Genomic DNA, 18,995 nt, shown 5'->3' with positions numbered 1-18,995 from the left:
TAAATCTGTCTAAATAACAACTATTATCTGTTGTTTTATTCTACTTTAAAAGTGTCGTTGTCTTCCGTCCAATTATATTCTATTTCAAATGCAATTTGTCTTGCTAATTCAATTCCGTGTCGGTCACTTATGAAACCAAATGCCATGTCTATTCCAGCACTTACACCCGATGATGTATAATATTTATCGTCAATTGTCCAACGTGCTTTTTTTTCCAATTTACATTTATTCCATTTGTTATTACCCAAGCAAAAGCCCGTTTATTTGAAGTTGCTGTTTTATTGTCTAAAAGTCCAGTTCTTGCAAGTAGCGCACTTCCCGTACAAACTGTCAATACGAATTTGCTGAACGTTGATATTTCTTTTATTTTGCCTATGAGTAATTTATTTTCAACTTCTTTTCTTGTCCCCATGCCGCCAGGTACTATAAATATTTCCAAGTTGTCGTTAACATCTTCCAGTTTCTCGGTCAAGGCAGAAACTCCATGCCTATTTTTTATTTGTCCACCGTTTAGCGAATAAAACTTAATAGTATATAGGTCTAAAAGTCTTCCAAAAACTTCTACAGGCCCGTAAACATCTAAGGTTTCAAAGTCGTCAAATAGTAAAACTGCTATGTTCATATTCTAGTGTCGCTTAAAATTATCGTCAATGTTCTGGTACTACAGCGGATTCTGGATTAACTTAAATTCCATTATTAGAATTTCTAAAATCAACCCAAATACAAAACCAACTTTCCATTAAGCCTATTGCCAAAATCCGCTGTAGTAGCTGTTAGGTAACGTTTTTTATTATTTCTTCAATTTCAGAATCTGTTTCTATTTTCTTTCCAGTTTCAGTAAATTCATAAAGTAAAGGTTCTTCTGATATGCTTCTAATATAATTTTTGTCAATAAGTAAGTTTAAATATCGTAAAATTTCTTTTTTAGAGTTATAAGTCATCTTTGAAACTTCAAAAATCTGAAATCCCATATTTTCAATTGATTCAGAACAATTGTTTGATTGTAGCCACAATTGTTTAAGCAGGGTTTTCATAGTCTCAAATCTTAATTTGTCCGTTTCTAAATCTTCGATGATTTCATAAATGCCTATTATGTATTTTTCATATTTTTCTTTAGAAACTCCGAAAAACCAGCTTCTTTTCGGATTTTCCATAATCTGTTTGTAGAGAAGTCGGATTTTAACATCTTTTTCGTAATCTGGAAAATTATCTATTATTTGAAATTTTGAAATTTGTCCACTGAAATATTTTCGTGCCATAGAAGCGGCATATTGTCTGTCGGATTTTTGTTGCTTTTCAATCATATGCAAATATTTTCTAATGTTCTGGTACTACAGCGGGTTTGGGACTAAATCAAACCCCTATTTTCGGATTTTCCAAATCAACCCAAATACAAAACCAACTTTCCATTAAGCCTATTGCCAAAATCCGTTGTAGTAGCTGTTGTGCGATCGCTTTTTTAAAATTTTATACTATCTCTTTTGCATGAATACCTTGAAAGTTCTATGGGAGTATATTTTTCTTGTTTTAATTTAACATTTGAAATATCAATTAGACCTTGATCTGTTTCTTTTACTCCAACAGCAATATAAGGATTTGTATTAATATAAATAAGTTTTAATACTTTATCGCTTTTTTTACAAATTGGACAAATTACTTTACCTTCTAAATTTAGTTTGTATTTTACTGGTAGTGAAAAAGCTAGATTTAAGGAGTCAGTTTTGATATTTATTATTCTTTTTAAAAATATTGTGTCTTTCCCAATTCCTGTGCAATAAAAACTAATCTTATCATTTGCTTTTGGAATAAAAATCAATTTGAATTTACCAAAAGTGTCTGTTAGTGTTTCAGCTAAGATAAGGTTATTAGTTTTTACCAAAATTTTCAATCCAGAAACATTGATTTCAGGTTTTCTAGGTTTCAATTGACCATAAATTTTCATTGAATTTTGATCACATGTAAAGCTTAGTAAAATTATAGTAACTAAAATTAGACTTAAAACCTTTAATAGTATTTTCATTTAATATTTTATTCAGTTTCGTTCAGTTAAAGTCTCGCACAACTTGTATATATGTCTGATAAAATCCAACCTATCTACCCTAAAGTGGGTTGCTATGTCTGACAAATGTCAGCGTTTATTTGTTTTCAAAAATAGGATATTTACTTAACAATATTCAAACGAACTTATATTTGTTGAATCCTTTAGTACATTTATAAGTACAATTTCCATAGTACAAAACGTTATGTCAAGCTAATTCTTGTTTAAACTCTCATTAACTCTACTTTCTGAGAATAAAATAAGAACTAAACAAGTAGACTTTTATTCCACTGATTCAATACTATAAATGACTAAGATCAAATTTAAATATGGAAATCAATATATAATATTTGTTGTTTTTTTTAAATCATCAATAAAAAGGTTCGAGAATTGTCCTGTTTGGGCTACTAAGACAAAGCTTCAGAGAAATCTGGAGCTTTTTTTGTTATGATCAAGATTGCAAGTGCGAAGTCAGGAGACATTCGCACAACGCTAATAAGAACTACTCTGCGGAGAGCAAGTTGATGTCCTTCATTATCTATTGTTAAAACACACATTTTCAACATATTTATAATCATACAACCAAGTTCATAATAATTAATCTTAATTTGAGGTGTATAGAATTCTGATCTGTCTGACCTTGGATTATTAAAATACTTCTCAATTATTTTTTTAAGATTCTCCAATTTTTCAATCTCATTAGTTTCCATAATATCTTATTATTTTTATTTGCATAGGTCAGGAAGTTTTTACAATAAAACAGGAACATATATGACTGGATTTATACGTTCCTGCATTTATGACTGTCTATTCATAAATATCAATAATCAATCTACTAAAACAAAAGAGTAGAAAAAATAATTAAGATTGTTGGAAATAATATAAAGGAGATTATAAAAGAAAAAAATCTTAAAGTAAGACATATTGCTCACGATTCAGATTTAGATATTGAAGCGTTAAGAAGATATATGTTAGGCAAACAAATTATGGGAATCGACAAGCTTATTCGAATCAGTAAAGCTTTAAATGTAGAGATATCAGAATTATTCCGAGAAATATAACCCGCTACTAAGACAAAGCTTCAGAGAAATCTGGCGCTTTTTTTTTATATACCATTTCTAAACTCCGCGAATTTTGATTTTTTGAGTTAAACACAAATTTTACAAGTACAAAACTATCTGTAAATTCAGCCTAAAATCCCAATCTCCCCAAAACACCCTAGCCATTCGTTGTTTATATTCTTTCGTTTATTCGTCAGTTTTTAGGCTTTAATAATTGTCTAATTGATGCTAAATGGCCAAATAAAACAATAGGTACTATAAATGTTGGCAACCAACTAAAGGGAAAATTTAAAATCGCAATATTGGGTTGCTCAAAAGCAAATTTTTGAATTGGTGACGGTGTCGAAAAGAGTGCGTTCACAACAATACTTATTAAAAGCCCAAGACAAATAAAATTCCATATTAAAATTACTTTTCGGCTTAGTTTTGCTTTTGTCAATCCAAAATATGCGACTAATGGCGCAGAAATCCCCGCTAGAATGTCAAAGTTTCGACCTTCAAAAGTCATCAACTCCGGAATTGCTTTGTTGAGAAAAAGCCAAAACAAAACTATTTCAACTGGTATTCTGACAACGTTTAGATATGTCAAATTCTTAAGAGGTAAACTGTCAATAAATTGCCTGCCTTTTGAAGTTGCAAACAATAAAATAATTATCAAAAGTGTCGGCAAAATTCCTATCAACATTATTTTTGGCGGAAAAGAATTTGTGTCAGAGTTGTAAATATTTTTGAATGTCAAAACCAACTGTATTGTCAACCAAATTGCCAAACCTATAAAAACTGTCGTTGCTTTTTTTCGTGTCTCTTCAGAATTTGAGCTTCTAATTGTCCAAATAAAAAGCAATAAAGTCGCAACTGTTGTCAGTCCGAAAGTCAACGAAATATATGTTGGTAAATTATCAATCATTGTCTATTTTTTCAATGTCTGCGGTGTCGTTTTACAATGACAGCTAACTTTCATATGTGCGATAAAACCATCTAAATTTGGATATATTCGATAACCAATAATTTACGAATCTAAAAACACTCAATAATGAAGAGATAGAAAAGCACCCAGGTTCCAATAAAAAAGAATCCAAGGTACATGTTATTTAAATTTTTCTTTAAATCCCTTTTAACTATAAGTCGATATAAAATCCATACCAAGAAAGTAATCGTCAAACCTATTACCATTACAATTCTTCCCATAATTCATTTTTTTTTGACAACACCTAATTTCAGTCGTCTGTTAGCTTTTTTTTATGTTGCCACTAAATTCTGGTATGATAAAGCTTAGTGAATCTTAAGTAAATATAATAATTTAAGATAACATTCACAAATACAAAGCGCAAAGCACAATACTAAAACAAAGGAATATTCTTTCAAAATAAAAATATTTTCAATCTTTATAAAAATTATTTTTTTAATAAAACAAGAGAAAAATCCTCGTTATCCTTTTTTTAATGTAAAAACAATCAATTATTAATCAAATAAATACACAACAGTTAACTTGATTTATTTATGATTAATTGTTTCTAAATGTGATATTTTTAAAATATCAATTCAAAAAAAAACCTAAAATCTGTTTGTATAATCTTAAAATTAGTTGCATTTTTGCACCCACATTAGAGAAGTAGGCCCGTTCGTCTATCGGTTAGGACGCATGGTTTTCATCCATGTAAGAGCGGTTCGATTCCGCTACGGGCTACTAAAAAAAAGCTCCAGAGAAATCTGGAGCTTTTTACTTTTACAGGATATAGCAAAATTTAAAATTCAGGTAAAATACAAATGGAAAAAGAAATAAAATTATATCGAAATTCAAAGAAAACAAAAAAATTATTACTTACTTCTTTAGGAGTCTGTCTTATTTTGCTCCTTGTTATTCTTTACAGTGCGGGAATATTTGATAATGAATTAAAAACCAAACCGCTTGTGTTTTCTATTGGAGCATTTTTAATCATGCTTATACTTTTATTAAAAAGCGTTCTGAGCCTAAAAGACAAAAGCCCGTTAATTGAATTAAACAATCAAAACTTTTACGGAAAAACAACACCAATGTCAAAATCTTTTGGAATCGTGAATTGGATTGATGTAGACAACATCGAATTAGAAAAAACCGGAGGAGATAATCTCGTTGTTGTTACGATTAACAATCCTGAAAAATACGAAGGAAGGCTTTCGAAAATGATGTGGAATATCGCCCATAACAAAAACACTAATCAGTTGACATTAATGTATTCAGCTTCTGAAATTGATATTGATGCTGATGCACTTTTTACCTCATTTAATACCTTATGGAAAGAAAGTACTTCATCAAATAATTAAAACTAAAATGAATGTTTTGCTAATTTGAAAAAATTCGAAGAGGTGAAACACTACTACAATAAAATTAAAAACAAAAAAAGACTATTCAATCGAACAGTCTTTTTTTTGTTTTAGTCAAATTAATAAGCTTAAGCCATGAATAAAGCTCCTTTATTATAATTGTATAAAACCAAATCGTAAGGCACTAAAAGTGGTGCTATTTTTTCTGAAGCTGCATCAAATTCTATCCCGTTATGTTTTCTGAATAAATAAATTTCTTTCAAACAATTTGATAAACTCTGATGAATCGATGTTGTAAAAGTTGGCAATTGCTTATCTCCTACCAATAAATCAATTTGATAATTAGAGCTGCTTTTAGACAAATTATTGCCTATGATTTTTATCGTAAATGTTGTTGCTTTTCCGTGTTGTTCACCTTGATATTGTATTACCATAATTTTATTATTAAAAAGGTTAGATTATTTTATACTTCTATTTATTTTTATGCAAATTGAAGAATTAAAGTTATGAAAAAAAAGCAAATGTGTAAAAAATACAGTCTAAATTAAATGTTATTTTTTTTTTATGCTACATCAGCACTTCTACCCCAATTTTATCTTTATTCAGATTCTCATTTTTTTATTTTAATTTTGATTAACTAATCACAAAAACCTCATATTATGGAAATTAAACCTATTGCACTATTTTTATCTGCTCTTGTAACGCTTGTAGTTGGATTTATCTGGTACAACCCAAAAGTGTTTGGGACAATCTGGATGCGGGAAAATAATCTGACGCAGGAAGAACTTCGAAAAGGAAATATGCTCAAAATATTCGGATTGACTTATATTTTCTCTTTAATGATTACTGTTACGCTAATGTCATTAACCATTCATCAAACCGGTGCTATTGGTATGGTTGGCGGACCGCCGTTAATCGATAGCGCAAAACCATCCTTTGCTGCTTTTATGGCAGATTACGGAATGGCATATCGCACGTTTAAACATGGAGCGCTTCACGGATTCATGTCCGGATTATTATTTGCTTTTCCGATCATTGGAATTAATGGCTTATTCGAAAGAAAATCATGGAAATACATATTTATTCACGCCGGGTTCTGGGTGATAACACTAACTTTAATGGGCGGAATTATTTGCGCATATGCATAAATTCAAAAAAAATAAAAAATAAAAAAAGCCCGTTTGAAATAAAATCAAACGGGTTTTTCTTAATAATAACTTAAACAAAGTGAGTTGTTATAAATATTATCTAATTTTGAAAAAATTAGCTCACACTTTTGAATACAACTTATTCTTTTCAAATCTACAACAGTGCATCATTACTACCTTTAGAATGGAATTCACTGGCGGCAGATAATATTTTTTTGACCAGGGAATATCTCGAGGTACTGGAAAACTCTTCTCCGGTAAATATGATTTGTCATTTTATTGGGATTTTCAACGAAGATAAACTCGCAGGAATTGCCTTAACTCAATTTTTATTCGCAGAAAAGCTGGATTCTTTTGGAGAACGGGATCAATGTTTAAAAACATCTGTACGCAATTTTGCATTCAAAAACTTTGCTTCACATGTTTTATTCGTTGGTAACAATATGCTCACGGGACAAAATGCTTTTGCATTTGCTCAAGACATAAAGCAGCCTAAGGCCGTTAAAACACTTCACAAAGCAATTAACCAGCTTAAAAAAGACCTGAAAGCAAACGGAAGAAAGGTTCATATAACAAGCATAAAAGATTTTACAGAAAAGGAAATTGAGCCGCTACAAGCTGAATTTAAAAACAATTATACGTTTTCGACCCAACCCAATATGATTTTCGAAATCAACAAAAATTGGACAACTGAACAAGACTACATTGATGCTTTATCAAAAAAGTATCGCGACCAATACAAACGTGCCCGAAAAAAAGCGGAAGGAATTGTAAAGAAAAAAATGGCTCTGGATGACATTAAGAATTATGAAGATGTTATTTATGATTTGTATTTTCATGTGGCTAAGAACGCGCCTTTCAATACTTTTTTCTTAGCACGAAATCACTTTAGTTTTTTTAAAGAAATCATGAAGGATAATTTTTTGTTTTATGGCTATTTTCTAGACGAAAAACTAATTGGTTTCAATACGCTAATTAAAAATGGAACCGCGATGGATACCTATTTTTTAGGTTATGATGAAACGATTCAGCGTGAAAAAATGTTGTACTTAAACATGTTGTACGATATGATTGCCTGTTCGATCAATCAGGGTTTTTCAGAAATTGTTTTTGCACGAACTGCTTTGGAAATCAAAAGTTCTGTTGGAGCAAAACCTGTAAAAATGTATGGATTGATTACGCACAGCAACGCTTTGATCAATCATAACATTGCTAAACTTTTCAATTACCTTGAACCTAAGACTGATTGGCAGGAACGAAATCCTTTTAAATAAATAGCTTTTGCAAAGTTGGTTTGCGCATTTTTCTCATTTCGATAATAAAACCATTTTTTTTCAGGAGCTAATCCCGCTCCCGAAGCCCAATGTCATTTAATTTAAAGAAAATTTATAATGCTTTTGCCGAATGGATCTCGCGCAAAGTCGCAAAGCCGCCAAGTTGACATCCGTTTTCTTTGCGACTTTGCGACTTTTCGCGAATTTTTTTAGCCATAATTGTCCTTAAAAAAGCTTAACTTAATGACATTGACCAAAGCCTCGGGACCGGCACAAAAGGATTCCCACTTCTATCCTACCGTCTGGACGCAAATATTGTTAATCAGTTTTGAACATGAATTTGCTTCGCCTGTTCGACTTTCAGCCTCGGGTCACGAATTTGCACAAATTTTAACAGGTTAATTTAGTTTGTGAAATTCGTGTTTGTTTTATACTTGTATCCACACGGTAGACTTCTATCGGGGCTAGGGCAATCATTTTCATAATAATATTTTCGTATAGTTTGTCATCTCGACTGAAAGGAGAGATCACACGCAGAACTCGACAAAGATTGGTAACTTTTTTTATGGAATTACTTGTGTGATCTCTCCTCCGTCGAGATGACAAGATTGTGGTAACTTTCTGGAACGTAAATCTTTGTCAACTTTGTCGAAAGTGAAATTACTTTTTAAGGAATTGCAATTTTCATTTGTTTGTGCAAAATATGAATTTCTAAAGAAGTCTGTGCACCGCAATACTCACCGTCAATCTGAAAATTTACAGGATAATCTGTTTTTATCGTGGCTTTGTCTGTCGAAATAATCACTATATCATCAGAATCAATTGGCATATTACCAGTAATAATTTTTCCGATTAGTAATAAATCAAGATTCTTGAGGATCACCAATTCAAACTTCCCGTCATTCATAACGCCATGCGGATTGATAACAACTCCTGTTCCGTATTTTTGAGAATTCGCAATGACAATCATTCTTGCGGTATGCTCAACCGTTTTATTATTTGCCGAAATAGTTGCTACAAAAGGTTCTTCTGACTCTTTCAATGCCGAATAAGCCTGCAAGGCATATCCCCAAAAACCGCGTAAATTACTTTCTTCGTAATTCTTAACCAGATTGGCATTAACACCAATATCGCTTAAATGAATACTTTTTTTACCGTTGATACAGATCATATCCATTTCGATATAACGATTCAGAAAAGCAATTCTCAGATTCTCCTCAATGGTAGTAGGCAAATTCAGGTCGACAGATAAACCATTTGCCGATCCTGCAGGCAAAATACCTATAATTACATCAAACTCTTCCATGGCTTCAGCAACCATTTTTATAGTTCCGTCGCCACCGGCAACAATAATTCGTTCCGGTAAATATTGATTATAACGTTTTTGTATTTCTCTTTGATCATTTTTACCTTTGGTTTCATACACTTCCAGATCAAAATGATTTGTAATTGCAAACTCTTCAACTGCTTCAATCAAATCTGATTTATCCAAGTCTCCGGAAATAGGGTTTACAACAAATATGATATTCTTTTTCAAAATTTTATTTTTAAAGTCAATTAAAATAATTAATTTACAGCATCTATCTATAAATATACGTAATTAATGAAACCAATTTTACAATTATATCGAGGTTATGCCAATGAAGAGGAATTAATTGTAATGGGCCATGTTTTTAAAAGAACGTATGATTATGATTTCCAGAAGAAAAACCTAAAAAATGCACGTTCAATCATTAATCAGTTTAGGATAAAAACACTTGAAAATTTTGATATTTATCTAAAGTGCGGCAATCAGGAAATTCATACTAAAACATTAGACGACGGCTATTTTAAGTTTTGTATTCCACTTGAAACAGAAACTTCTTTTGGATGGATGGAATATGAAGTTAGCATTAAAGATGAAAATGAAACCATCACTGAAAAAGGCAGTTTTATTAGACCTCACAAAGGAAAATTAGGAATAATATCTGATATTGACGATACCTTTTTGATTTCGCATACTCAAAATTTCTTCAAAAAAATCTATATTCTTTTATTTAAAAATGTAAATGATCGTAAAGTCTTTACAGATGTTGTATCTCATTATCAGGCTTTGAGCTCAGCCGGAAGAAACAATAAAGAAGAAGAAAATGCCTTTTTTTATGTTTCAAGCAGTGAATGGAATTTGTACCGGTTTATCGTGAAATTTACTAAAATACATAAATTACCAAGAGCTGTTATTTTATTGAAAGATATTAGAAGAGGCATCACGGATTTTTTCATGAGCGGACGCGGAAATCACGATCATAAGTTTGATAAAATAAAACATGTTCTGGAGTTCTATCCTAATCTTAAATATGTTTTACTGGGTGATGATTCACAACACGATCCTATTCTCTATGAACGAATCTGCAAAATATTCCCTGTGACTGTAAAGGCGGTTTACATCAGGCAAACGGGGAAACATCAAAAAAAAGCAACTCAGGTTGTTTTGAAAAACTTAGAGAATTTAGAAGTCTCTGTTTGTTATTATAAAGACAGCAGCGAAGCGATTATGCATTCTAAATCTATTGGCCTAATTCAGTAGATTTTTTTGTTCCAAGTTTTAAGTTTCAGGTTTCACATCTGAAACCCTTCTTACAGCCCAGATTGAAGAGGAAAACCGGATTAGATCCAGAAAACAAAAAAAGCCTTTGTCAAAGCTCGAAACTTTAACAAAGACTTATTTAAACTATATGATTTAAGCTCAGAAACTGAAAACTGCCACTGAGACTAAAAACTAAATTAACCTTTAAAATTATCAATCTCTTCCTGAACAATTTCCCAGTCAAGAAGCAATTGATCTAAATCTTTTTTCTTCTTTTTGTATGCAGTAAAAAAAGAAGCATCTTCGATATGTTTGTTATAATTAGAAGCCAACAACTTATCATCGTGCTGAATGTCTCGCTCTAATTGCTTGATTTGACTTTCAACTTTACTCAATTTATTTTGTAATGCTTTCCCTTTTTTCTGATCTTCGTACGAAGTTTTATTGCTTTCTTTTGGAGCAGCAGCTTTAGCAATATCTTTTTTCTCGACTTCACGCATGTTTTCAAGATTGCGCTGTTCTAAGAAATAATTGATATCTCCTAAATATTGTTTGATTTTTTGATCTTTGAATTCGTAAACAATATTTGACATTCCCTGCAGGAAATCCCTATCGTGAGAAACTAATAATAAGGTTCCTCCAAATTTTTGAAGTGCGGCTTTTAGAACGTTTTTAGATTTGATATCCAAGTGATTCGTAGGCTCATCCATCAGCAAAACATTGATGGGTTGTAATAATAGCTTACAAAGTGCCAAACGGTTACGTTCACCTCCTGAAAGTACTTTTACTTTTTTCTCTACATCATCGCCACGAAATAAGAAAGATCCCAACATGTCACGCACTTTTGATCGGTTTGTGTCTGTTGCAGCATCTTCCATGGTTTGCAGCAGCGTGATTTCGCCATCAAGATATTCAGCTTGATTTTGAGCGAAATAACCCAATTGTACATTGTGTCCTAATTTGATATTTCCGTCGTATTCAAACTCGTTTACAATCGCTTTGATAAATGTTGATTTTCCCTGACCATTTTGTCCAACAAAAGCAATTTTACTACCGCGTTCTACTAATAAATCAATGTCTTTTAAGATCACATTATCTCCGTAAGCTTTCGTTACATGCTCAGCTTCGACTACTACTTTACCCGGTTCTTTTGAAACAGGAAACGTAATATTCATTACTGAATTGTCATCTTCATCAACTTCGATTCTTTCTACTTTATCTAACTTTTTAATCAACGATTGCGCCATTGAAGCTTTTGAAGCTTTTGCACGGAATTTCTCGATTAGTTTTTCTGTTTCTTCAATTTTCTTAGCCTGATTCTTCTGAGTCGCTAATTGTTTTTCACGAATTTCATGACGCAGTTCTAAATACTGTGAATATGGTTTATTGAAATCGTACGCTTTTCCTAAAGAAATTTCGATTGTACGATTGGTAACATTATCCAGGAACATTTTATCGTGCGATACGATTACTACAACTCCAGGATAATTACGCAAGAAACTCTCTAACCAGATGATACTTTCGATATCAAGGTGATTCGTAGGCTCATCCAGAAGTAATACATCATTTGCCTGCAATAATAGTTTAGCAAGCTCAATACGCATTCTCCAACCTCCTGAAAAAGTTTCAGTCTGATTGTTAAACACTTCTCTTTTGAAACCTAATCCCAAAAGGATTTTTTCTGTATCTCCTACATAATTGTAACCTCCCAATAGTTCAAAACGATGGGTATAATCAGACAAGTCTTCAATAATATGTCCGTATTCTTCACTCTCATAGTCAGTTCTGGTAACCAATTGATGATTGATTTCTTCTAATTTCTTCTCTACAATTTTAATTTCAGTAAAGGCTTCGTAAGCTTCTTCTAAAACTGTTCTTCCGCGTTCAAAATCAATATCCTGACGTAAAAACCCCATTCGGATATCTTTTTCCTGAGAAATAACTCCGGAATCAGGAGCAAAATCTCTTGCTAACATTTTTAGCATTGTCGATTTACCGGCTCCGTTTTTACCAACAAGACCTACGCGGTCACCGGCACCTAAACGAAAAGTAACTTCTTCAAATAAATATGTTCCTCCAAAAGAAACCGAAAGATTGTGTATATTAAGCATAATTTTGTGACTATTGTTACAGGCAGTAAAGGTTTTAAGTACTTTTTTTACTTTACTTTTTGAAAGTGCAAAAGTAAGACAATTAATTGAAGTTTCGACCCCGGTTTTAAAAACATATCTTTAGGACTCTTTCTGCTCTCCTATCTTATTTTGCGACCTTGATCTTGCTATTTCATTAGATAGTGACCCTAAAAAAACGGATGAAAGATCAATTAAGATCCTCCATCCGTTTTTTATTATATTATGATTTTTGCTTATTCTGCTTCTTTTGGCTCTGGCATCAAAATAGATAATACTACTGAGATCACCAAAATTCCTCCGATAACGATCAATGAATAAATTGATTCGATATGATAAAATGGAGCAATGATCATTTTAACACCAATAAACGAAAGGATAATTGCCAATCCGTATTGTAGTTTGCTGAACAAGTGAATGAAGTTATCTAATAAGAAAAACAATGCTCTTAATCCTAAAATTGCAAAAATGTTAGAGGTATAAAGGATAAACGGGTCATTTGAAATCGCGAAAATCGCAGGAATAGAGTCAACTGCAAATAGTAAATCTGTAAACTCAATTACCGCTACAACTACTAAAAGCGGTGTTGCTAATTTTTTTCCGTTTTCGTATGTAAAGAATTTATCGCCATCGTATTTATCAGAAACACTAAAAAACTTTCTGATCAATCTTGCCCCTCTTGTATTGTTGTAATCTTCATCATCGTCTTCATCACCAGCTGACCAGGATTTAATTCCGGCATAAACAAGGAACAATCCAAAAGCAGTCATGATTAAATTGATATCATATTTAAATCCTTCTAATCCGGCAAGGCTCAATAATTTGTTTAAGTATGTAAGCTCGATTAAGAATGCTCCTGAGAATATAAAAATAGCTCTTAGAACTAAAGCTCCTATAATTCCCCAAAATAAAACTTTATGCTTGTTTTCGTTTTGTACATCAAAAAATTTAAAGACTAATATAAAAACAAATAGATTATCTACAGAAAGTGCTTTCTCAATCCAATAGGCTGATTGAAACTCATAAAATTTGGCAGCGCCTGCAAAGTGATAAATTAAACCACTAAAAATCATTGCTAAACTTATCCAAACTAATGACCAGGTTATCGCTTCTTTATTAGTTACGACATGGCTTTTCTTATTGAAAATTCCTAAATCCAACAACAGCATGATTACTACCGCGACTGCAAATACTATTATTAAACCTGGGTGTTCTGAAAAAATAGGGTGTTGATTCATTTTTAAATATTAATTAAATTAGATTTGAAATTATTTATTAGCCATTGTAACTACTATCACTCTGCCGCCTTCTTCTTTTGAAAGCAATATTTTTTTACCATCTGTCAGCTCCAGCATTGTCCCAATAGGAATTTCTTTGTCTTCGGTAACATCTTTTAATGAGGTTAGTTTTTGATTGACAAATACCCATTTATCATTAAAAAATGTAAAGTAACCAACAGGAACTTTTTGCGCTGCGGTCAGTTTTTCATTTCTGGCAATATTACGATTAACGTGCCATTGAAACAAGTATTGATCATTATAAACCATCAATCTGTGATTTTCAGGTTTCCAGGTAGTTTCCTGAAATTGATAATACAAATCTAATACAGGGAGCGTGCCTTTGTGCGCCGTATTACAAAACGGGCATCTTGGTGTATTGGTGTTATCAAAAACATACCATTTTTGCTCGCAGGAAACATTATGGTATTTCTGCATTAAGTCTGTAGTTTTCAGCAACGCTATTTCCCATTCTTCGGCATTAGGCCTTTGCATCGGGTTGTGTAATCCGTCAATAAAAACTTTATCAAATAAGGTTTTTAAATAAGGGCCCGTGATGGTGTACGGCAATTTTGTAATACCTGCCCAAGGCAAATCCCATTTAGAGACCTGATTGAGTTTGGGTCTGTTTGCCGGATCTGTGGGATGTTCTATAAACATCGCTTTTTCGCCCATCGACAGCAAGTCATCTTTTTCTGTATCAAGATCATGCACCTTCCCGCCTTTTAACGGATGTCTATGCAATAAAAACATATAAATTAAAACCGGTAATGCATGCAAATCGGTTAATCTGTTTGGTAATTTTCTATTTGGGTCTGTTTTATTCAGATGTTTTGTCAGTTACTTTATTGTGATGTGCTACTAAAACCTGATCGAATTCTTTTAGATGTTCAGCATTTAAATTTTCTTCAAAATACTAAATTACAGAATCGCATGCTATTTTAGAACCTTTACTTGATACTTTTGCCGAACCTGCGCCATCAGAAACCGCTAAAACACTCCAGCCAATTTCCTTGAAATTTTTAAACGCTAAATCATCTTCTCTAACAAATTGCTGATATCAGGCAAAAAAAACTACCGAAATGACAAAAACTCTAATACTTTTTTCCAAGTAGAGTTGCAACAAAATAGGTATATTTGCAACTTATCTGCTTTGTAAGATTAATAAATAATAAATCTATCAATATTCGAAAGAATTATTATTCAAAAAAAGAAAAAAATCTTCGATACTACATCAAATAACACTTAGAAGAATGTTTAAAAAAGGATCAAAATTAAATAGTATTTTAACGGGAAGTTGTCCAAAATGCCAAAAAGAAAGCATGTATACAGACAGCAATCCGCTTCATTTGACTAAAGTTTTAAAAATGAATGACCATTGCAGTCATTGCGGATTTAAATATCAAATTGAACCTTCATTTTTTTATGGTGCGATGTATGTAAGCTACGGATTAAATGTTGCGGTTGGGATTGCGGCTTTTATAATTTCCTTTGTATTTTTCAAAGCTTCAATCGAAGAATCCTTTATCGCAATAGTTATTAGCTTAATTGTATTGTTTCCGTTTGTTTTAAGACTTTCAAGGAATTTATACATTAACATGTTTGTCTCTTATGATCCTAAGGCCGGTCAAAAATAAGAGTCTTTAAATATCTTTTATGAAATCGCTGAATATCAATTTCACGATCTAGAGGAACTTCATTTTCAATTTTATCAAATAAAGCTTTTGCCATTGCAGGCCCAAGCATTACGCCTCTTGTCCCTAATCCGTTTAGAATATGCAGCGATTGATGCTCATGGTGTGTACCAATCAAAGGCCTTCTGTCTTTAACAGTTGGGCGAACTCCACCAAAATGTTTTACAATTTCAAAATCGCAGGTTATAATTTCTTTTATACGCTCAAGAAGTTCTTGTTTCCCTTCTTCTGTAGGTAAATCTGTTTTATCCTGCCAGTTATATGTAGCACCAACTTTAAATAAATCATTACCCATAGGCAATATAAAAACGCTTGTATTTACTATAACATCAAGATCTAAATCCGGCGCTTTTATTACAAACAATTCTCCCTTTGTACCGTCTAATGGCAAATAATTAAAGAAAGGGTTTTTATGCAGACCAAAACCTTCTGCAAAAATAATATGACGGGCCCGGATATTTTTATATTGAATTCCGTTATCTAAAAACTCTACACAACTACTATCAAAAGACTCTTCTAATAACAAATTATTTTCTTGCAAATACTTTTTGTAATTATCCAGCAACAAAGCTGTATCTACATAACCTGTATGCAAAACTTCGCCATAATCGTATGGAGAATCAATACTATTATATTTTTTGGTAATTAATTTAGTAGATAGAAAAGGCGCCAGATTTATTTTGTCTGAAGCAGCAAACCAATTATTCTGTTCTTCGATCGAAAAGAATTTTCTTAAAATAGGGAGTTTAAAATTAAATTTCACCTGCAATTTATCTTCTATCTGACGGTAGAAATCGCTCATCAGTATTAATTGTTCTTGCGCTTTCCAAACCTCACTAAAACGTTTCAAAATAACAGGATTATATAAACCGCCAGCGACTTTTGATGAATTTTGAGATTCATTGTCAACAACTAAAATAGTGCTATTGTTTTTAAGGGCAACTTCTGCAAAAGAAATTCCTGCTAATCCAGATCCAACAATTAAATAATCTAACATGTATAAAAAGATAAAAATAAAAAAAACTCTCACTACAAAGGTAGTAAGAGTTTCTGTTATAATACAACCAAATATTTAGTAGGTCCACATATCTTGCTCGAAATTACGAATCTTCTCTTTTACTCTTTCTGCTTCCAACAGCTGACTTTGCGCATCATCTTTCATATACGCTTTGATCTCACGATCTCCATACATATTTTCTTCTTTATAAATTACCGCATTAAAATACCTCGAATTTAAAATTTGATCAAATGAAATTGGACGCGCTGAATTTTTATCATTAAATGCTTTTGCTTCATAAAGCACTTCTCTGGCATCTGGAAAGAAAATCCAAAATAGCTCAATATAATCTTTCTCGTCGCTATTCATTGTATAAACATCAGGAGTTACGGGACAAATTCCCAGTAAACGATATTTCAGTTCACTATGGCGTTTATCAAAATACCAATATCCTTTTATTTTATATTGTGTAACATCTGCAGCAGTTAAATCCTGTTTCAAAATGTATTCTGCCGGCACTGATCTTGTTGCCCCTACAGTTTCTTCAACATAAGAAACGGATTTCTTTTTCCCGGTACCTGTAATTACTTTTTTCTTGACTACACGCGATTTGTAGTCGTCCGGATATTGGTTGATTAATTCTCTTCCCGCATCTGTTGTATCAACACGGGATAACGCACCCTGAATATCTTTCAAAGATTTTTTTGTATTGAAATAGCTATCACTGTATACTTCAGTTATTTTACCACTTTTCATCCCTTTGATTAACACATCATAAAGAGAACGTCTGTCTGAACCAATATTAGCAGTATCTACAGGAAAATATAAAGGGAAATTAATTTTCTCATTTAAATCAATAATTTCCCAGACCGTTTTTCCCATCAATACATCCCGATCATCTACATAGCCATAAGATAATGGCTTGTCATTGTCTGAAATTCGTTGTGCAGCAGTCTTTAATCCTATCTGCGCAGGCGTTTTTGCATTTAGCAAATTTGATTGTGCGTGGCAGCAAAAACTTCCCGTAGCAACAACAATAACAATTAAAAAAAGTCTTATTTTCATCATGATATTAGTATAAAACATTGAACGTAGCTTTATCAGATTTATTGTAATTTTCTTACATAATAGCAGGGTAAAAAATTAAAAACACTAAAAAAATCTTTTTTTTGCGCTAAATAATACCTACAAAATAAGAGTAATCAGTACAACAAAACGCCAAATAACTGACTAACAACAAACTAAGTTACATTTTTTTATTCTATCAACGTTTTAATATTACTTTAAAAATGCGATTATCTACATTTGTACTAAAATGAATTAAATCTAAGGAATTCAGAAATACTTATTATTTTGCTAAAAAAACAAATTTCATCAAATCAATATCAGTTAATATAATCTTATATACTTGAATAATTGAGCTTAATTAAAGACGAAAAAAAACTCTTACTGCATGGCGCAGTAAGAGTTTTTTTATTATGTAATGAGATACTTAGTAATTCCACATATCTTGTTCGAAGTTACGAATCTTCTCTTTTACTCTTTCAGATTCTAACAATTGGTTTTGGGCATTATCTTTCATGTAATCTTTGATCTCACGATCTCCGTACAAGTTTTCTTCTTTGTAGATAACTGCATTAAAACGTCTTGAATTTAATATCTGATCAAATGAAATTGGAAGCGCAGAGTTATTATCGTTAAAAGCTTTTGCTTCATGCAAAGCTTCTCTCGCATTAGGGAAGAAAACCCAAAATAACTCAATATAATCTTTCTCGTCACTATTCATTGTATAAACATCTGGAGTTACAGGACAAATTCCCAGCAAACGATATTTCAGTTCACTCTGACGTTTGTCAAAATACCAGTATCCTTTAACTTTATATTGTGTAACATCTGCAGCAGTTAAATCCTGTTTAAGGATATACTCTGCCGGTACTGATCTTGTTGGTCCTACTGTTTCTTCAACATAAGAAACAGATTTCTTTTTGCCGGTACCGGTAACTACTTTTTTCTTCACTACACGTGATTTGTAGTCATCCGGATATTGGTTGATCAATTCTCTTCCTGCATCTGTTGTATCAATACGAGATAACGCACCCTGAATATCTTTCAAAGATTTTTTAGTATTGAAATAACTGTCGCTATACACTTCAGTTATTTTGCCATTTTTAACAGCCTTCGTCAAAACGTCATAAAGAGAGCGTCTGTCAGAACCAATATTAGCCGTATCTACCGGAAAATATAATGGAAAGTTGATTTTTTCATTTAAATCAATGATTTCCCAAGTAGTTTTCCCCATCAATATATCTCTATCATCTACATAACCATAAGCCAAAGGCTTATCGTTATCTGAGATAAGTTGAGCAGGAGTTTTAAGTCCTATCTGAGCAGGTGTTTTCGCATTTAGCAAATTAGATTGCGCATAAGAAGAAAAACCTCCAGCGATAGAAACAATAGCTATTAAAAAATTTCTTACTTTCATCATGATACCATTATAAGATATTGAA

The 18,995-nt window shown here is 32.1% G+C and carries 19 protein-coding genes, 1 tRNA gene and 1 pseudogene; 7 read left to right on the top strand and 14 right to left on the bottom strand.

All coding sequences use genetic code 11. The annotated features are described in order from the left end of the window. Positions 1 to 160: 160 nt before the first annotated feature. The 4 genes from QLQ94_RS09560 to QLQ94_RS09545 form a co-directional block, all read right to left on the bottom strand. On the bottom strand, positions 161 to 622 hold the full coding sequence (locus QLQ94_RS09560) for a DJ-1/PfpI family protein (RefSeq protein WP_427401511.1): 462 nt from the start codon (positions 620 to 622) through the stop codon (positions 161 to 163). Between the two features lie 151 nt (positions 623 to 773). Continuing rightward, a complete protein-coding gene (locus tag QLQ94_RS09555) occupies positions 774 to 1,304 on the bottom strand; it encodes a hypothetical protein (protein WP_427401512.1) in 531 nt (176 codons plus the stop codon). Positions 1,305 to 1,459: 155 nt separating this feature from the next. Next, complete coding sequence (locus QLQ94_RS09550) at positions 1,460 to 2,020, bottom strand: hypothetical protein (RefSeq protein WP_427401513.1); 561 nt, start codon at positions 2,018 to 2,020, stop codon at positions 1,460 to 1,462. A gap of 425 nt (positions 2,021 to 2,445) precedes the next feature. Beyond that, on the bottom strand, positions 2,446 to 2,748 hold the full coding sequence (locus QLQ94_RS09545; protein WP_271337640.1) for a hypothetical protein: 303 nt from the start codon (positions 2,746 to 2,748) through the stop codon (positions 2,446 to 2,448). Positions 2,749 to 2,895: 147 nt separating this feature from the next. Between QLQ94_RS09545 and QLQ94_RS09540 the strand changes: the two genes are divergently transcribed. Further along, on the top strand, positions 2,896 to 3,099 hold the full coding sequence (locus QLQ94_RS09540; RefSeq protein WP_414655401.1) for a helix-turn-helix domain-containing protein: 204 nt from the start codon (positions 2,896 to 2,898) through the stop codon (positions 3,097 to 3,099). Between the two features lie 193 nt (positions 3,100 to 3,292). On the opposite strand, the gene QLQ94_RS09535 is transcribed toward QLQ94_RS09540, so the two are convergent. Further along, on the bottom strand, positions 3,293 to 4,006 hold the full coding sequence (locus QLQ94_RS09535; protein WP_271337639.1) for a hypothetical protein: 714 nt from the start codon (positions 4,004 to 4,006) through the stop codon (positions 3,293 to 3,295). Positions 4,007 to 4,714: 708 nt separating this feature from the next. Between QLQ94_RS09535 and QLQ94_RS09530 the strand changes: the two genes are divergently transcribed. Both QLQ94_RS09530 and QLQ94_RS09525 read left to right on the top strand, forming a co-directional pair. Then, positions 4,715 to 4,786 (top strand) — tRNA-Glu (locus tag QLQ94_RS09530). 80 nt (positions 4,787 to 4,866) lie between these two features. Beyond that, positions 4,867 to 5,403: an STM3941 family protein gene (locus tag QLQ94_RS09525; protein WP_271337638.1), complete on the top strand. Its 537-nt coding sequence runs from the start codon at positions 4,867 to 4,869 to the stop codon at positions 5,401 to 5,403. 128 nt (positions 5,404 to 5,531) lie between these two features. Here QLQ94_RS09525 and QLQ94_RS09520 read toward each other — a convergent pair whose 3' ends face one another. Further along, a complete protein-coding gene (locus QLQ94_RS09520; RefSeq protein ID WP_271337637.1) occupies positions 5,532 to 5,837 on the bottom strand; it encodes a hypothetical protein in 306 nt (101 codons plus the stop codon). 225 nt (positions 5,838 to 6,062) lie between these two features. On the opposite strand from QLQ94_RS09520, the gene QLQ94_RS09515 reads away from it, so the two are divergent. Then, on the top strand, positions 6,063 to 6,551 hold the full coding sequence (locus tag QLQ94_RS09515) for a DUF1761 domain-containing protein (protein WP_271337636.1): 489 nt from the start codon (positions 6,063 to 6,065) through the stop codon (positions 6,549 to 6,551). A gap of 128 nt (positions 6,552 to 6,679) precedes the next feature. Beyond that, positions 6,680 to 7,825: a peptidogalycan biosysnthesis protein gene (locus QLQ94_RS09510; protein ID WP_271337635.1), complete on the top strand. Its 1,146-nt coding sequence runs from the start codon at positions 6,680 to 6,682 to the stop codon at positions 7,823 to 7,825. Between the two features lie 667 nt (positions 7,826 to 8,492). Here QLQ94_RS09510 and QLQ94_RS09505 read toward each other — a convergent pair. Then, positions 8,493 to 9,362 (bottom strand): diacylglycerol/lipid kinase family protein, encoded by an 870-nt coding sequence (locus QLQ94_RS09505; RefSeq protein WP_271337634.1) that lies wholly within the window; start codon positions 9,360 to 9,362, stop codon positions 8,493 to 8,495. A gap of 66 nt (positions 9,363 to 9,428) precedes the next feature. On the opposite strand from QLQ94_RS09505, the gene QLQ94_RS09500 reads away from it, so the two are divergent. Further along, complete coding sequence (locus QLQ94_RS09500; protein WP_271337633.1) at positions 9,429 to 10,391, top strand: App1 family protein; 963 nt, start codon at positions 9,429 to 9,431, stop codon at positions 10,389 to 10,391. Between the two features lie 197 nt (positions 10,392 to 10,588). Here QLQ94_RS09500 and abc-f read toward each other — a convergent pair whose 3' ends face one another. From abc-f to QLQ94_RS09480, 4 genes and pseudogenes are all read right to left on the bottom strand, one after another. Next, positions 10,589 to 12,502 (bottom strand): ribosomal protection-like ABC-F family protein, encoded by a 1,914-nt coding sequence (gene abc-f, locus QLQ94_RS09495; RefSeq protein ID WP_482499579.1) that lies wholly within the window; start codon positions 12,500 to 12,502, stop codon positions 10,589 to 10,591. 254 nt (positions 12,503 to 12,756) lie between these two features. Next, positions 12,757 to 13,758, bottom strand: a complete 1,002-nt coding sequence (locus QLQ94_RS09490; protein WP_271337631.1) for a TerC/Alx family metal homeostasis membrane protein — start codon at positions 13,756 to 13,758, stop codon at positions 12,757 to 12,759. Positions 13,759 to 13,788: 30 nt separating this feature from the next. Further along, positions 13,789 to 14,550, bottom strand: a complete 762-nt coding sequence (locus QLQ94_RS09485) for a hypothetical protein (protein WP_271337629.1) — start codon at positions 14,548 to 14,550, stop codon at positions 13,789 to 13,791. A 163-nt stretch (positions 14,551 to 14,713) separates the two neighbouring features. Then, positions 14,714 to 14,836: pseudogene (locus QLQ94_RS09480) on the bottom strand (protein phosphatase 2C domain-containing protein); the annotation flags it as partial. 214 nt (positions 14,837 to 15,050) lie between these two features. Here QLQ94_RS09480 and QLQ94_RS09475 point away from each other — a divergent pair. Then, complete coding sequence (locus QLQ94_RS09475) at positions 15,051 to 15,434, top strand: DUF983 domain-containing protein (protein WP_271337628.1); 384 nt, start codon at positions 15,051 to 15,053, stop codon at positions 15,432 to 15,434. Here QLQ94_RS09475 and QLQ94_RS09470 read toward each other — a convergent pair. The 3 genes from QLQ94_RS09470 to porN (QLQ94_RS09460) form a co-directional block, all read right to left on the bottom strand. Beyond that, positions 15,415 to 16,488, bottom strand: a complete 1,074-nt coding sequence (locus QLQ94_RS09470; RefSeq protein ID WP_271337627.1) for an NAD(P)/FAD-dependent oxidoreductase — start codon at positions 16,486 to 16,488, stop codon at positions 15,415 to 15,417. The genes QLQ94_RS09475 and QLQ94_RS09470 overlap by 20 nt on opposite strands. A gap of 75 nt (positions 16,489 to 16,563) precedes the next feature. After that, positions 16,564 to 17,553, bottom strand: a complete 990-nt coding sequence (gene porN / locus QLQ94_RS09465) for a type IX secretion system ring subunit PorN/GldN (protein ID WP_271337645.1) — start codon at positions 17,551 to 17,553, stop codon at positions 16,564 to 16,566. Between the two features lie 427 nt (positions 17,554 to 17,980). Further along, on the bottom strand, positions 17,981 to 18,970 hold the full coding sequence (porN, locus tag QLQ94_RS09460) for a type IX secretion system ring subunit PorN/GldN (RefSeq protein WP_072959658.1): 990 nt from the start codon (positions 18,968 to 18,970) through the stop codon (positions 17,981 to 17,983). Between the last annotated feature and the right edge of the window lie 25 nt (positions 18,971 to 18,995).

This window comes from Flavobacterium sp. B114r, from assembly GCF_056824125.1.
Note: the sequence above shows the minus strand (reverse complement) of the source record. Positions and strands in the feature narration are given on the sequence as shown.